This is a genomic window from Undibacterium sp. Di26W, from assembly GCF_049340265.1.
In the GTDB taxonomy this organism is placed as follows: domain Bacteria; phylum Pseudomonadota; class Gammaproteobacteria; order Burkholderiales; family Burkholderiaceae_D; genus Undibacterium.
This window is the reverse complement of the sequence record NZ_JBMPOR010000004.1, coordinates 112,243-128,085: the sequence shown is the minus strand read 5'-3', so window position 1 is coordinate 128,085 and position 15,843 is coordinate 112,243. Positions and strand designations below refer to the sequence as shown.

The window sequence follows — 15,843 nt, the reverse complement described above, 5'->3', positions numbered from 1 at the left end:
GGACTGCTGGCTTATTTAGAAATTCCTCTGACGGTGATTATTCAAGATGCATAAGGAGAGGGCTTTTATCCAAAAGAACTAGTTCTTCCAACTTTCAGTTTTCTCGCCAGCAAATCATGCATGCCTGTCTCTTGAGCAAAGCAAGCCAAAGCCAAAACAAAGGCCGCAACTATCAAAGTCAAACAGCCAGCACAAGCCCACTTACACTTTGTTGCGTATTAATATAAAACACACAATTAATTGATTGACGTGGTTTTTGACGTCATGCACCATCATCTGGCTTGATGCAGCAATTGTGCTCTGGCTTTATGCTCTGGGCGTGTTGGCCTGCAGCTTTGTTCATCCACGATATTCAACTCATTGGCTTACATGAAAAAACCTACTACCTCTGGCGCTCTTCGTTTGTTGTCAGCAAGTCTGGCACTGTCCTGCCTGGCAGCACCCGTGCTGGCGGCAGATTACAATCCTTACCCCAAGGCCGGTATTTATGACGCCAGCGATAGCGGTTTTGAGCGTTTGCTGACGGTAAAGCCCGACGGCAAATTCACACTGGAAGTTGCTGAAAAAGGCAAGCCTGGTAATTTACGTAGTGGCACAGGCGAAGGAAAACTGGCTGATGCACCAGGCGGCTGGAATTTTAGCGAAGGCCGTTGCACGATGACCTTGAAACGCGCTGCCGGCGGCATGCAATTACATGTAGAAACCTGTGCCAGCGCCTGGGGCGATGTGCCATTTGATGGCAAATACAAATATCAGGGTGAAGAAGTAGCCGCACCTGCAAAGGCGACGCCCGCGGCTGTCGTCGCACCAGCGCCAAAAGCCACGGTGCCGGTTCTTGCAGCGCCAGCACCCACAACTACGCCGCCTCCTGCAAACGGTCCGTTGCCATCCCGCAAGGAGCTATTGGAAAAATGGTCGTCTATTGGGGGCGATACAATTGCCGGAAAAAGTGTGCTGTTCATGGCCAAGTCCAACGGCAACATAGCGCCAGACACCACGCTGGAGGCATTTTCGATTGCTGCTTTTGTCATAGACACGACCAGTGACTATCAGGCGCTTTCTGCTGCTGAAAAAGCCAAGTCACCGCTACAGTTGATCACCATTCCCCTGCCAGCGACCAGCGCCAAGGAAGGACTGGAATTCGAGACTGACTGTGTCTTTGGCAAATCTGACAAAGTGATTGCAATCAATGTCGCCAGCCAGGCAAAAGGAAAACCCGTGGTACGCAAACGTACCAGTGCCTGGATGGTGGATAACAACTTGCAGGCAGTAGAGATAAAACCGGCCAGCAAAGCCAAGTGTCCGCGCGTCGCTGCCGGGTATTGAAATACGCAAACCTGGAAGTGAGCGCAACAAATTGAGAATGGCACCTGCGGGTGCCATTTTTTTGCCCCCATCCTGTCAACGACCGTGGGACAGCTTGTATCTGTACCTGGCTTCTGTAGCAAGCGCGCCATCACCCATGTCGACCGGATGACTACTTGCCGGATGCTGTCCCGGTTGTTTTGCTGGTCGCTTTGCTGGTCGCTTTGTTGGTTGCTTTGCCGGTCGCTTTTGCACCCGCTGTTGCAGCAGGTTTGCCGGATTTGGCCAGCGGCTTGCTTGTGGTCGTGGCTTTTGCCTTGCTGGCAGTAGTTGGCTTGGCTGTTCTGGTCGAGGTCGCCGCTTTTGTTTTGCTCGTTTTGGCTACCGGTCTGGATTTAGGTGTGGGTGCGGCTACAGGGGCGGCGCTGTCATCTGCTTTGATGCCTGGCGGTTCGCCTTCCATGGCTTTGCTGACGGCTTGCTTGAATTGTTCCTGCAATAGTCCCCACCATGCAGCGGGATTGACGAACTGGGCACTGGCGTCGGATTGCACGGGGTTTTCTGCGGGTTGCGCTTCAGGTTTTTCTTCTTCCTGACTGGTCGCAGACGCCAGCGTTTCTGGCGGCATGTCATCCGCCAGCTCGTCCACTTCTTCATCCGGGTCTGGTTCCGGTTCTTTGGTAGTGGCTGGGTGCATGGGCCAGTCAGCATGGCTGGTGCTGGCTTTCGTATTACTTGTGGTAGCGCTGCTGCCGTCAGCATGGGTATTGCCGGCGGCACCAAAATTTGCCGCAGCCTGCTCAGCCATGGCACCAGCCTGCTGTGCGTGCTGGGCAAAACTTTCGCCCAGCGACTGCAGAGCAGCGATGGTAGCGCGCTGCACTTCCAGCGCCTGTATTGTCCCACGCAGCATATTCATGTTGACGGTCAGCCAGGATTCCACGGTCTTCAAGTCCTGGATTTTTTTATCCAGCTCATCGAGCGACATCGGTGGCGCCACCATGCCCGGCACCTGCATGCTGCCCCAGAGTTTTTTGACAAAAGAAAGCGTATCGCCCATGGCATTCATGCCGGGGATTTCTGTACCAGAAAATGGATTACTCATGAGTTTCTTCCTTAGATTTTTCCAGCAGATATAAATAGGGGCTCTTAGAACGTGTTTACGATCTGTAGCGAGCGAGCGTTCGTGCATCAGCGGGGTAACGGTAACAAAAACGCAGCGCAAAAAGCAGAATGTACTTAAGTACATGAGCATTTTGAGCAGCGCATGAGCCCCGCGTGGACTCCGATTGCGCCCGCGCAGTAAGATCGTAAACACGTTCTTACATCTTAGTCATCTTGCATGAGCTCGGCAAGGCAGTCAATCGCGCATCGAAATAACGTTCAGTCTTGAAGCCATAACCACTACCTTCATTATCGAAGCGCACACCATTTTCCCCCTTTTTTTGCATGACGGATACATACAAAGGCTGTATCAGTTGATGGTCTTCCGCACGCATAAGGGCGTTATGAAAGGCATTTTTGTACTGAGCACCTTCCATGGTACGGGCAACGGCAGTCGCCTCGGTGGATTTGGCTTTTTCTATGGCACTGGCCAGCATCTCTATCATGACTTGCATGCGCAGGTGCACATAATCATCACGGGGATCAGGATAACGCTGGCGGAACTGGCGGTAAAACGCATCGCTGTCTGTGCCACCGGCATTCGGATGCCATTCAGCAACCGCCCTGACCCGGCCTATACCGGCGTCGGCAATGGCGGCGGGTGCACCCAGGCCATTGCCGTAAAAAGTATAAAACTTCAGCACCATGCCAGCATCTTTGGCGGCTTTCACCAGCAAGCTCAGATCATTACCCCAGTTGCCGGTGATCACAGCATCGGCACCGCTGGCTTTGATCTTGGCGACATAGGGAGCAAAATCCTTGATCTTGCCTATGGGGTGCAAGTCATCACCAACGATAGTGATATCCGGGCGTTTTTGAGCCAGCATGCTGCGTGCCGACCTCGCAACCTGGCGGCCAAAACTGTAATCCTGGCCGATCAGATAGATTTTTTTGGCCCTGCTGTCATCCTTGATGACCTCGGTCAGGACATGCATGCGCATGTCGGCATTGGCATCAAAACGGAAATGCCAGTAGCTGCATTTTTCATTGGTCAGTACCGGGTCAACCGCTGAATAGTTAAAAAACAACACCCGGTTATCCGGCGTGCGCTGGTTATGCTTGTTGATGGCATCCACCAGCGCCAGCGCAACGGCAGAACTATTTCCCTGCACTACAAAGGGAATATGCTGATCAGTCAGGTGTTTGAGTGCAGTCAGGGATTCTTCCACGCCCTGTTTATTGTCGAAACTGCTTAATGTCAGTTGGTGTAGGCCATCGGGCAGGCGCACGCCACCACGGGCATTCACGCGATCGATGGCAATCTGCAGGTTTCTTTGCACCGCTTCGCCAGCATTGCCAAATGCACCACTAAGGCCATCGATCATGCCTATGCGCACTGGCGGTAAAATTTTGGCGCCGGTGCTGGTGTTAGTATTGGCCTGCAGTGATTGCGCTGCTGCCAGACTGCTTATTAAAAGCAGGGCAGCAAACATGGCAGCCCTTAAATATGATTTCTTTAGTACGGTCATTCAAATTTTCCTCCAGAACACGCTTGTGGGGCTAAGCATGAGAAAATGCGGCGCATCCTGCACAACACTATTAACTGTTTCTTGCAATAAAGATAGCATTCTACCCTCTTGCTGGCGTGGCCCGGTCATCCTTATGGTGACTGCTGCGTTTACCATTTTGTGATGAACCCAACTTTCAAACCTGCAGACTATAGCCTGCTCAACCGTCAGGGCCTGGCATTTTGTGCCTTGGCCCTGCTGTTGCACCTGCTTGTGCTGTTCAATTTAAACAACACACCGGTGGTCGGCAAACCTCTGCATACTGAACAAATAGTGCGGGTACATTTGCGTGAAAGTGTGGCACCAGCACCGGAAGCAGCCCATACAAACCCCACCCCCACAACGGCCAGGCTCAGACCGGTATCCGCAGCCACCCGCACGCACACCACACCATTCGTGCAAGCGCAGGACAAACCGCCCCTCCCCGTTTCTGAGGTAATGGAAAAAACCAGCCTGCCCGTGCCGGATACAACAGCGCTACTGACAGACAACACGCCGCCTATAGAGGTCGCCAGGGAGACACTGCCAGCACCGGCAAAGCCAGCCGCCGAAGGTGAGCCAGCCTATGCGGTACGGCCGCCGCCAACTGGTGCCATCATGATGCGTATCGTGCGTACAGAAAACAATCGCCATCCCGTCAATGGCCAGGGCGAAATACACTGGGATTTCGAAAACGGGCAATACAAGATGCGCGTCGAAGCGTCACTGAATCTGCTTATTACCTCACTGAATCTGTATACCCTGCGCAGTGAAGGCAAGCAGGACAGCTATGGCATCGCGCCTGCACTCAGCACCGAAACCAGACGCAGCCGTAGTGAAACGGCGACGCATTTCAATCAGGATGAGCGCACCGTCAGTTTTTCTTCATCGAATAAAACCAGTAGCGTCAACCAAGGCGTACAAGACAAGGCCAGTGTCATGATGCAATTGGCTGGTATTGCTTACGCTGATCCTGAAAAATTCCAGGCCGGACGTGAAATCAGGCTGCAGGTTGCAGAAGACAGGGATGTCAGCAACTTCGTCTTTGTCGTCATTGGTCAGGAAGAAATCGATACCCCCATGGGAAAAATCATGACCTGGCATGTGAACCGCCCACCCCGGCCAGGCTCATACAATTCCAGGCTGGAAATCTGGCTGGCACCGGATTACTACTGGTATCCGGTACAGATACGCAATACAGAAAGCAATGGTGCCATCACCACCCAGACTGCCGACAAAATAATCAGCAGTAAATAAGCAGCTGTAAATAAGCAACTGTAACAACACAGAAAGATGACTATGCGTGCAATCCCCATCATGATGGCCACTCTGTTGCTGGCAAGCGCCAGTCTCAGCAGTGCGGCCCAAAGTAATCCAGGCAATGAAGCGGCGATAAAACATGCCTATAAACTGCCGCCGCCGGCAGAACTGCAATACAGTATCAAGGCGCGCCAGAGTGGCTTGTCACTCAGTGGTTCGGCATCGGTCAAGTGGCAGTATGCCGATCAGAAATACAGTATCCAGACTGAAACCCGCGCCATGCTGGTCGGCAAAATACTGGATGCCAGCAGCCAGGGCGCGATCGACGACTATGGCCTGGCACCGGATAAATTTGTCGAGAAACGCTTTGGCAAACCCGCCACCACGACCAGCTTTGAGCGCGATAGCAAAACCCTGCGTTTTACGGCGTCGGGTGAAACCTATAACCTGAAAGGTGGCGAACAGGACCGCACCAGCGCCAGCTGGCAACTGATTTCCATCGCCCGCGCGGCCGGCGACAATTTCAAGGCGGGCACAGAATGGAAAATGTTTGTTGCAGGCCGACGTGATGCCGACCCCTGGACCTTCAAGGTCATCGGCCCAGCCACCATCAAGACCCCCATGGGTGAACTGGCGGTGATCCATGTCAGCAAAGCCCCGCCGCCAGACTCCAAAGACCAGCAACTGGAATTATGGCTGGCACCTGGCATGGAATGGTATCCGGTACGTTTAAAGTTCAGCGATGCCGATGGTGATTTTGTCGATCAGGTTCTGGAAAGCGTTAAGAAAAATTAAGCATTGATTGTATGCTTATTTATCTTGCGCCTTGACGACGGTGACCGTGCATTCAGCTTCCGCCACCACCTGTGCCGATACGCTACCCAGGTAGCGGCGCAAGGCAGAACTGCCACGTGAACCGATGATGACATGGTCAACCCGGTTGCTGTGCGCATAATCCACAATGGCGGTGGCCGGGTCTGGTGCTTCCAGTACATGGAAGGTGATTTTATCGGGGTTCATGTTCAGCGGACGCGCCCAGTGCTTCAGGTCCACCAGCTGTTTCACATGGATGTTTTCACCCTGCTGTATCAGGCTGTCGTCCATGCCTATGCGGCTGATCTTGCGTATCGTCAGGCACGCCAGGCGCGCACCCGGTTCGGTCTGCAACATGCGCCGCGTGATATTGCGCAGGCTTTCTGCCAATGCTTCCGAACCGCGATTCAAGTCCAGCGCCACCACAATAATCGGGGCCTTGGCCAATTGTTCCGACACGCTGTGGGTGGGTAAAGGCTCGGCACCAGCGACCTGAAAACGTCGTTTCAACACTGACAGATAACCATCCTGGTTTTGTTTTTCTGCCCTGCCCGTCAATTGTATCTGGTCCGGATGCTGCAATAAAAAAGCCAGTTGGGCTGCGGTATCAAAGCGTGCCTGCGGTTCTACTTCCAGGCAGCGCAAGATCACTTCCTGTAGCCACAGAGGCAGCTCAGGCCGGTGGCTGCGTGGAGGAACAGGGTCACGATACAAGCGTTTTTTCAAACCAGAGACCGAGGTTGGATGACCAAAAGGTCTTTCGCCGGTTGCCAGGTGATACAGCAATACCCCCAGCGAAAACAAGTCACTGCGCGGTTCATTGCGTATACCCATGACTTGCTCGGGCGAAATATATGGACCGGTACCCATGGGCAGGCGGAATTCTTCATCCAGCAAATCCGGCAGGCGGTCATGTCGCGACAGGCCAAAGTCGATCAGCACCGCTGTTCCGTCCGGGCGGAACATGATATTGCTGGGTTTGATATCAAGATGAATCACATGCTGTTTATGCAGGTCTTGCAAGGCATGCGCAACCTTGATACCGACCGCCACCACTTCGTCGACCGGCAAAGGTGCCTGCTCGAAACGGCTGCGCAAAGAGGTACCGGCAATCTGTTCCATGACGATATACGGCTGGGCATCAAAATCACCCGCAGCAAAATAGCGTGGCACATGCTGGCCCTTGAGCTTGGGCATGATCATCTGCTCGACTTCAAAAGCAACTATCGCAGTCGGGTCTTCACTGGAATACAGCAAGGGCACTTTCATGATCAGCGGAAACGGCTGGCCAGTATCCTGCGTTGCCGGATGCCGTTCACGCAGATCGCTGACGCGCCATAACGCTGCCATGCCACCGGTGTGCAGCTTTTCTTCGAGGCGATAACCATCGAATTCCATGCCGGCTTGCAGGGTGTGCGGACTGCCCTGGCTCATCGTGCCTGCTCTGGTCTGCGGATGTTTTGCATGGTGGTGCTGTCCATCCTAGTTGCCGTTGATCAGCCTGTGGCCCAGCGTGGGTGGCAAACCGGCACTGATAATTTTCTGGCAGGCGGTTTCGGTGTCATAGGGGATGCGGTAATACGTCAGCTCCTGGCTATCGGTATCAAAAGTGGCATAACAGGCGGCCGGGTTGCCATCGCGTGGTTGTCCGGCAGAACCAGGTATCACCAACCAGCGGCGCTGCTTGCTCAAAGGTATGCCTTCTTCCGGCGTCGGCAGGAATTCACCGGTCTTGCCAGTCAGGCTCAGGTGAAACAGCGTGGGCATGTGGACATGTCCGCAAAAGGTGATGCTGGCCTTGGTCGCATGCATGCTGCGGGTGGCCTCCATGACGCCATCGATATATTCCCATTTTTCCGGTGCCCAGGCATTGGCATGCACGAACAGGATGTCTTCCCATTCGATGCGATACGGCAACTGTGCGATGAATTCCAGTTGATCGGGACGCAATTGTTCCTTGGTCCAGTCCACCACCTTGCGCGCTGTCGGATTCATACCCTGCTTGTCGCCAGGCAACAAACCTGCATCATGATTACCTATCAGCGCCCACGCACCCTGGCGTACATAGTCCATGACGGTATCCAGCACCCAGCCTGGGTCAGCGCCATAACCGACCAGATCCCCCAGGAAGGCATAGCGCGTTGCCTTTTGCTGTTGGGCATGCGCCAGGCAAGCCTCTACGGCTTCGCGATTGGCGTGCAGGTCTGTCAGGATAGCTATCAGCATGGGAGATCATTCAGTGGTTCAAGTCTTCATTGTAGACCCACTAACTAACTTCACGCTTACAAATCAATTTTCGCTCATGGCAAACTCACCGGCACGGTACTTTTCATAACCGCGCGCGCGCAAAGTACAGGCCGGGCAGGTGCCACAACCATGGCCCCAGGGATGCATGTCACCACGCTGGCCCAGGTAGCAAGTATGCGTATCTTCACGTATCAGATCGACCAGGGCGCTGCCACCCAGTTGTTCTGCCAGTTGCCAGGTCTGGGCCTTGTTGATCCACATCAGCGGAGTTTCCAGTTTCAGGCGGGTATTCATGCCCAGGTTCAGCGCGACCTGCAGCGCCTTCATGGTGTCGTCGCGACAATCCGGGTAGCCCGAAAAATCAGTCTCGCACATGCCACCGACCAGCACGTTCAGGCCACGCCGATATGCCAGAGTGGCCGCAGTCAGCATGAACATCAGGTTACGGCCCGGCACAAAAGTGTTTGGCAAACCGTTGTCCTGCATTTCTATGGCGATGTCTTCTGTCATGGCGGTATGTGACAGTTGCGCAATCAGGCCCAGGTCTATCATGTGGTCGTCACCCAGGCGCTGCTGCCATTCGGGTGAGAATGCCCGCATTTTTTCTATCAAGGTGGGACGCACTGTCAGTTCTATCGCATGCCGCTGGCCATAATCAAAGCCTATGGTTTCCACATGCGCATAATGCGATAAGGCCCAGGCCAGACAGGTGGCAGAATCCTGCCCGCCGCTAAACAGAACCAGGGCACGGTCATTGGTGGTTATTTTGTTCATAGTTCATCGAAAAATAAGGTAAAGCCATTGTAAAAGAATGAAACACTTTGTATAACAACAGACCTTGATGGTAAGGTTCTATTGAAAAATATAGTAGGCTTATCGTGAATTCCAAAACTCATTTTATGAGTTCCCCCGGCATAATAAGCCAACGTGCCTCTCGTGCAAGCCCATGAGCTTTTATAAAAAATTTCTGTCTTCTTCCATTTTATCGGTCATCGATCAGGGCATGCTCAGTGCCCTGAATTTTGTCATTGGCATTTTGCTCATGAATCTGGTGACAAAAGATGACTATGGCCTGTACGGTCAATTGTACGCTGGTGGTTTGCTGGTAGGCTTGATTGTCGATTCCTGGATCGCCGGGCCACTGACCACGGTGGCTTCTTCGGTGCACGGTGACACCCGCAAATCCCTGTTGCGCCATTACTGGTACCGGCAGGTCAGCTGGACGCTGATGATGGGGGTGATTGCCTTTGTCATCGTGGAATTTTTTCCGGTGGCGACACACTACAGCGACAAGAGCTGGATACTGGGCCTCGCTTTTGCCGCCTATCTGTTCGGTAATGGCATACGTGAATATGGACGCACGGTCGGCTTTATCCAGTCAGACATCATCTCTGTACTGCGGCAGGATGTGTTGTATGTGAGCCTGGTGGCCGGTGGCCTTACTGCCCTGTATTTCAGCCATCATTTTGATCTGATCACGGTATTTGCACTGCTGGCGGGTTCATCATTTCTGTGCACGCTGGCCAGTCGTCAGCATTTCCTGGCGCATACATCCAGCGATGCCGAGGCACACGCCAAAGAAGAAATCCAGCAGGCCATGGCTGCCCACCATGAAACCATACGTGGCCATGGACGCTGGGCGGTATCGGGCGGTATCGTCGGCTGGTTATCGAATTACAGTTATGTGTATTTGTCGGGTGCCTGGCTGGGTGTCGCTGCGATTGCGGACCTGAATGCATCGCGGCTGATGCTAATGCCTATTCCACTGGCAGTCGCGGCCTGGTCACGGGTGGCACGACCAGAAGCCAGCCGCCTGATGGCAGAGAGTAACTGGCGCGGCTTGCGCAGGCTGACCCTGTTTTCCATCGCCGGCATAGAACTGGTGGTAGTCGCCTATGTCGCTTTGCTGTTGACGGCACTGCCATGGCTGGAGGGACATGTCATCAGCGCCAAATACAGCGGACTTGACCCGATGGTCATGCTGTGGGGCGGCTATTTCGCTATCAATGCCGCCCGCTGGGTCGGGACTTCATGGCTATCCAGCGGTGGCGCTTACAAGGAAATGTTTTTCCTCGGCAGTGTCACCCTATTCCTGGTATTGCTGATCACTGCATTCAGCATTCCCAGAATGGGCGCGCCCGGTGCCATCCTGGCCCTGATCGTGGTCGAGATTTTTGAACTGGTGGTGGTCTGGCGTTTTATTTTGCCGCGTTTGCAGAGGCAGCGTTAAACCGCTTGTGCAAATGCTTGCTGATTAAATCTGCCAGTGCGCTCTGGGCCCAGCGCGGGGTAAAGGTATGATCTGCCCCATTGAAAATTTCCAGTCGTATGCGTTCACTGTGGCCCAGCAGGCTGGCGTGCCGGCCTAGCTGTTCTGTCATGACATCCACCGCAGTGTCACTGGCGTCATAGATCAACAAGAGTTCTGTGCCGCGTGCTTCCATGTTACGGAAATTGCGTGCGACCCGTCCCAGCAATAAATTATTATGCGTCAGGCTTGTGACCAGCAATTGCCATTGGGTGCGCAAACGCTTGCCTATGCGGCGCAACATATTGCCAGCGATCTGAGGAAAATCCACCTGCCCTTTGCACACCCGTTTCCAGGTATCGGCTTTGGCCAGCGCTTGCAGATAATAGTGGCTGGACTTGATGGTGTTTTTACGGCGGGCATCGATGGTATCGCCTTCCTGCCAGCGGTAGGTAAGCTGATTCATCAAGACCAGACCGCTGACCCGCTCATCATCCAGCCCGGCCATATACGACAGGTAGGCCCCCGAACAGAGACCGGCCAGCACAAATGAAGGACTATGGTATTTGCCCTGCATGAAATACATGGCACTGCTGACATCATCCACACCTGCGGCTGCATGGACATCGTTTTCCCTGTCATCCGGCGTCGCCTTGCTATAGCCTATGCCGGACTTGTCAAAACGCAGAACATGAAAACCGTAGCTGGCCAGGGTACGTGCCAGCGTCACATATAAACGATGATTGCCAACATGATGATTGGCACCGATATTGCACAACACCACGGCAGGCAAAGCCTTGGGGTCGGCCCCGGCCTGATGGCTGACGATGCCAAACATGCCCTCAAATTCAAGCAATTCTTCTTCGATGACCTGGCTGTTAAACGCGATGCTGGCAACATCGCGGGTCACCGCATAGGGCCGGCTGTCAATGCTGGCAAGCGGGAAGTAACGGCTCAGCCAGTCTTGCATGGCGGCCCATACAGCCATCGGCACCACGGTATCGTGTGCGTCTTCAGTCATCATGGCGGCATAGCCGGGCAAATCGGATACATGCAGGGCGTGGTCATGGTGATACCAGGCATTCACCAGTTTGGCTTCCTGGCCACTGACGTCGTCACGGGCCTGGATAAACACGGGCATGGCCGGTGCCGGCATCTTCAGCAGATCCAGCTTGCCCAGGCTGCTGCGGGTGGCGGCGCTGAATTCATAGCCGGTCAGTTCATCGTCGGTGACTGTATGCGCCGGGTCACGTGCCTGATCCAGATCAACATCTGCCTGCAGGCCATTCATGTCACTTATGCTGCTCATGTTACGCAAGACCAGCATTTCACGCGCATACGCACGACCAGAAATCACCGGTGCCATCAACAGCATGGCCCTGGCATCAATCTCATGCGCCACACTGGCAGCCAGCAAGCCACCCAGGCGCAGGCCAAACAGGGCGATATGCTGCACACCTGCCATTTTCCGCAATTGCGCTGCAGCCTGACGAATATTTTCTTGCCACAGGCCGATTCTGTCGGTGAGCACATCGACATCGGCCGCATCACCGGTATTGCTGTAATCAAAAAAGAAGACATCAAACCCGGCCCTGGCAAGCTGGTTGGCCAGGTGCCTGTAGGCGAGGTAAGAGACCATGTATTCATGACCAAAAGGCGGACATAAAACCACACCGCACTGACGGCTGCCACCGGCGTCGCGCAATTTTGCCGGGTGATACCAGCCCAACATGGGGCTGGCCTCATCACCAAACCAGCTTGCTTGTGGTGAATACAGGATATCTTTGCTAGGATACAGTTGTGTTGCCAAATCTGCCGCCCGCTAATGAGGAATCCGCACCTGGACATAGCCCTGTGCATTCAATGCCTGCACTTGCCCGGTCTGGATTTGTGTGCCACCCGTGGCGCGCAGGATGACCTGCTTTTCACTCGCAGGGGCCAGATGAAAATAATTGTCGTCAGGCAGCCAGCCTGGAATTTGTATTGCCACCGCCTGCGCCATTTTCTGGGTACTCAGATGCAGCACCAGATTGCCCTCTTCTGACATGACGCAATGCGCTTGCAAACCCAGGTCGGCCACCTGGGCAAACTGCTGCCCGCCAGGAAAATGAAAATCGCTGGCAAGCACCTGTGCACTGCCGGCACGGTAAAGCTGCGCCACCGCCACATCATGTCCAGCCGGACCAAAGCGATAGGCATAGGTGGTATCCATGAAGTGCGGCAACAGTGCATAATCCCGTACGCTGATCGCGGCATGGGCAGCGACCTGCACGCTGATGCGGCCGTGTGCAATGCGATTTGTCCCATGGCGGTACAGGCTGAGTTCCAGTTCAGCTTCCAATGCCTGCGCAGTGTCATTCACTACATGCAAGGCCAGACCGTTCAAGCCTTCATCAGTCGTGAATACAGTCAGCGGTGCCATGGCGCGTTTCAAGTAATAATAAGCAGCCTTGGGTTTGCCATGCGCATCTAACACGCCCCAGCCTGCACCTGGCCTGAGGTCGCGCCAAAACCAGATCAGCGCACCATGACAGCTTGAACCGGCACGCCGCCATTCGGCCATGGTGCTGGCCATGACTTCGCCGCTGGTCGTGCGCGCCAATGCCAGATAACGCTGCTGATCTGCACAGCGCAAGCCTGCAGGATCGACCTGATACAAGCCCGCCATATAATGATCGCGCACGTCTTCAAAATCCCAGTTGCTGCCATTGTCACGCGGTATGCCCAACTTCCAGGCAGGATGCGGTCCCACTGTCTCACCATTTTCCAGCATGCTGTCCAGCAAATCATCATCAGGCATATTGGAAAAACCCAGGCATTCCGAAGTGAAGCGTACGTCGCTACGACGGGCATCTTCCAGCGGACGTAAATAGGCACCGACACCAAAATAATGGGCAACACCGCTATCCAGCTGGAAAGGCATGACACCACCGCTGGGGCTGGATGGCCAATACTGCACATCAGGCCGCATTTGCAGGCATAGCGCCGGCAAAGTCTGCGCAAAGAAATCATTGCGCCACCATTCTGCTGGCTGCCCCAGCATGGCAGCCTGTTGTTCCACCTCGCTATTGCCGCAGACGACGGCAATACACGGCGACACCTGAGTGCGTTGCAGGAACTGTTGTACTTCCAGAGTGATACTGGCAGCAAATTCCGCATCGTTCACCGGATAATCCATATTCGCGAACATGCAGTCTTGCCAGACCAGGATACCCAGTTCATCACAGAACTGGTAAAACTCCGCTGTCTCATACACCATGGTGCCGACCACGCGCAGCATATTCATGCCGGCGTCACGCGCCAGACTCAGCATGTGGCGTAGGTCGCTGGTTTCGTTTTGCAGCGAGATCACATCCACCGGTGTCCAGCAGGCACCACGGCAAAAAACGGAGACATCATTCACATACAGATGGAAATCGCCATCACGCTGATCGACCCTGATCTGCCTGAAACCGGTACGTCCAAGTTTCAGTACCTGGCTGTGATCAGCAGTTTGAATCTGCAATTCCAGCGCATACAAGGTCACCTCACCATGGGTATGCGGCCACCATTTTTTGACTTTCGGCAGGCGACACAGGCCAAGAATGCGATAACAGTTTTCACCCAGGCTTTGCCACTTCAAGGCTGCTGTCTGTTCACCTATCTTGATGAAGCAGGACGAAATCGCTTGCAGGCTGTGCACCGTCAATTCGATTTCCAGCATACCATCTTCACCGTCCAGCCGGCTGGTCAGTTGTTGGTCGATAATCCGTACTGGGCTTTGCAATTCCAGGACAACCGGACGATAGGGGCCGACCGGTGCAACGGATGGTGACCAACCCGGCATGCGCCCCAGCAGACTGGTGCGCAACCAGCGCAATTGCTGCTGTTCGACTAGCCTGGTTTTCCAGCGCGGACGCGGACGACGCTGCGCCAGTTGGGCATTCAAGGCCAGAAAGCGCATACTCAAACGGCCTTTACCACTGATCCTGTGCGCGGCCAGATCAAGACGGTGCGCGATGAACATATTCTCGCTGCGCAAGACCAGGCTGTCATTCCAGTACACTTCAGCATGAGTCGCCAGGCCTGCAAAATGCAGACAGGCAGCGTTATCGGGCAAATCCAGATCACAAAAATACCAGACATCGACTTCATCGAAATTGTCTTTACCATACACAAACTGTCCCGTTGCCCGCAATGCGCCGGCGATGGTGCCGGGCACTTGCGCTGGCAAACAGACCAAGCCAGCCACCTGCAATGCCGAAGGTAACACCTGGCTGCCACTGGCAAGCTGTATGGCGTGCCAGTTTTCTGTCAGGGGCATAAGCGTCTGCTGGGTCATATCCGCACTATCATCCGTTCACCAGACTACGGTCCAGGGCATCCATGCCTTGCTGCCAGTGCAGCGCCAGTTGTTCCAGCAGCGGTGCCAGGTCCACGGCTTTTTTGCTCATGACGGCGCGCGCGGTTTTCAGCAACAGGGTTTTGGTGAGATCGGATATCGCTTCAAATTCTGTCGCTGCCGCGTCAAACTGCAAGGGCTGATGTTGTTGTAGCCAGCGCAGATAATGGGCACCCAGGCTAAAGCCCGCCCCCAGTTGGCGCAGACAGGCAAAGGCATAAGCATGATAGGCCGCCATGCCTTCTTCCTTCAACTGTTCTACGTCGCGTAAAAACACAGGCTGGAAGCGGCTGACAGGATTATTGCAGGGGCGTCTGGCCAGGTATTTGCGCAAGAGCGGCAAAGAAATGGCCGCCAGCTCTGCGTCTGTCCTGTGCTGCACATGATCCAGTCGCACAAATTCGGCAAACAGTGGCATGAAGGCCGGGTCATGCGGTTTGTCCACCCGGAAGATTTCGACAAAGTCTTCACCCTGTAACTCATGATAACCGCTGTTATGGAAATAGCCGAGCTTGTGGTTTTCCAGATCGATCTCTTGTATCGCTATGGTGGTCTTGACGTGATTGCTTCGATAATCAGTACCGGCAGTATCTGGCAGGTAAAAAGAATCCGTTTCTGTCAGCACCAGACGGCCAAGCTCCAACTGGGTGCCTGCATTGCTAAGCAAGCCACGCCAGACATTCAGTTCCTGCACATCGATACCGTACAGGGCGTACAGGTCTTCGTGCGGCGGTTTGTAGAAGGTCCACTGGTCGCCATCAAAATCATTGGCGAACACCATGGGCAGGCAGGCCAGCGGATTCAAGCCTTGCGCATGCAAGACTTCTACCCATACATCGATATAACAATTGGTTTCGGCCCAAGCACGATCCGCACCATGCAAGGCATGTGGCCGGTATTCACTGGCGAGAAATTTTGGTAAAGCGTGCAGGCTCATG

At 54.3% G+C, this 15,843-nt stretch carries 12 protein-coding genes; 4 read left to right on the top strand and 8 right to left on the bottom strand.

The genetic code is table 11. The features are described 5' to 3' along the window. Positions 1–369 precede the first annotated feature (369 nt). A complete protein-coding gene (locus ACO0LM_RS06725; protein WP_423035494.1) occupies positions 370–1,326 on the top strand; it encodes a hypothetical protein in 957 nt (318 codons plus the stop codon). A 151-nt stretch (positions 1,327–1,477) separates the two neighbouring features. Here ACO0LM_RS06725 and ACO0LM_RS06720 read toward each other — a convergent pair whose 3' ends face one another. Next, positions 1,478–2,410: a PhaM family polyhydroxyalkanoate granule multifunctional regulatory protein gene (locus ACO0LM_RS06720; RefSeq protein WP_423035492.1), complete on the bottom strand. Its 933-nt coding sequence runs from the start codon at positions 2,408–2,410 to the stop codon at positions 1,478–1,480. Positions 2,411–2,627: 217 nt separating this feature from the next. Beyond that, positions 2,628–3,938, bottom strand: coding sequence for a branched-chain amino acid ABC transporter substrate-binding protein (locus tag ACO0LM_RS06715; RefSeq protein ID WP_423035490.1), 1,311 nt, complete (start codon positions 3,936–3,938; stop codon positions 2,628–2,630). Between the two features lie 162 nt (positions 3,939–4,100). On the opposite strand from ACO0LM_RS06715, the gene ACO0LM_RS06710 reads away from it, so the two are divergent. Next, positions 4,101–5,213, top strand: a complete 1,113-nt coding sequence (locus ACO0LM_RS06710; RefSeq protein WP_423035488.1) for a DUF3108 domain-containing protein — start codon at positions 4,101–4,103, stop codon at positions 5,211–5,213. A gap of 36 nt (positions 5,214–5,249) precedes the next feature. Beyond that, positions 5,250–6,011: a DUF3108 domain-containing protein gene (locus ACO0LM_RS06705; RefSeq protein WP_423035486.1), complete on the top strand. Its 762-nt coding sequence runs from the start codon at positions 5,250–5,252 to the stop codon at positions 6,009–6,011. A gap of 15 nt (positions 6,012–6,026) precedes the next feature. Here the strand turns inward: ACO0LM_RS06705 and ACO0LM_RS06700 are convergent, their stop codons facing one another. From ACO0LM_RS06700 to queC, 3 genes are all read right to left on the bottom strand, one after another. Beyond that, a complete protein-coding gene (locus tag ACO0LM_RS06700; protein WP_423035484.1) occupies positions 6,027–7,463 on the bottom strand; it encodes a protein kinase domain-containing protein in 1,437 nt (478 codons plus the stop codon). Positions 7,464–7,511: 48 nt separating this feature from the next. Continuing rightward, positions 7,512–8,255, bottom strand: coding sequence for a metallophosphoesterase family protein (locus ACO0LM_RS06695; protein WP_423035483.1), 744 nt, complete (start codon positions 8,253–8,255; stop codon positions 7,512–7,514). Between the two features lie 63 nt (positions 8,256–8,318). Continuing rightward, a complete protein-coding gene (queC, locus tag ACO0LM_RS06690; RefSeq protein WP_422983578.1) occupies positions 8,319–9,050 on the bottom strand; it encodes a 7-cyano-7-deazaguanine synthase QueC in 732 nt (243 codons plus the stop codon). A 172-nt stretch (positions 9,051–9,222) separates the two neighbouring features. Here queC and ACO0LM_RS06685 point away from each other — a divergent pair, with 172 nt between their 5' ends. Further along, positions 9,223–10,506 carry a lipopolysaccharide biosynthesis protein gene (locus ACO0LM_RS06685; protein WP_423035482.1) on the top strand — a complete coding sequence of 428 codons (1,284 nt, stop codon included), beginning with the start codon at positions 9,223–9,225 and terminating at the stop codon, positions 10,504–10,506. Here the strand turns inward: ACO0LM_RS06685 and ACO0LM_RS06680 are convergent. From ACO0LM_RS06680 to ACO0LM_RS06670, 3 genes are read right to left on the bottom strand one after another with little or no spacing between them, the layout of a single operon-like run. After that, a complete protein-coding gene (locus tag ACO0LM_RS06680; RefSeq protein ID WP_423035480.1) occupies positions 10,475–12,334 on the bottom strand; it encodes an alpha/beta fold hydrolase in 1,860 nt (619 codons plus the stop codon). The genes ACO0LM_RS06685 and ACO0LM_RS06680 overlap by 32 nt on opposite strands. Before the next feature lie 12 nt (positions 12,335–12,346). Continuing rightward, a complete protein-coding gene (locus tag ACO0LM_RS06675; RefSeq protein WP_423035478.1) occupies positions 12,347–14,827 on the bottom strand; it encodes a glycosyl hydrolase 2 galactose-binding domain-containing protein in 2,481 nt (826 codons plus the stop codon). A 28-nt stretch (positions 14,828–14,855) separates the two neighbouring features. After that, a complete protein-coding gene (locus ACO0LM_RS06670; protein WP_423035476.1) occupies positions 14,856–15,842 on the bottom strand; it encodes a DUF1839 family protein in 987 nt (328 codons plus the stop codon). Position 15,843: the final 1 nt, after the last annotated feature.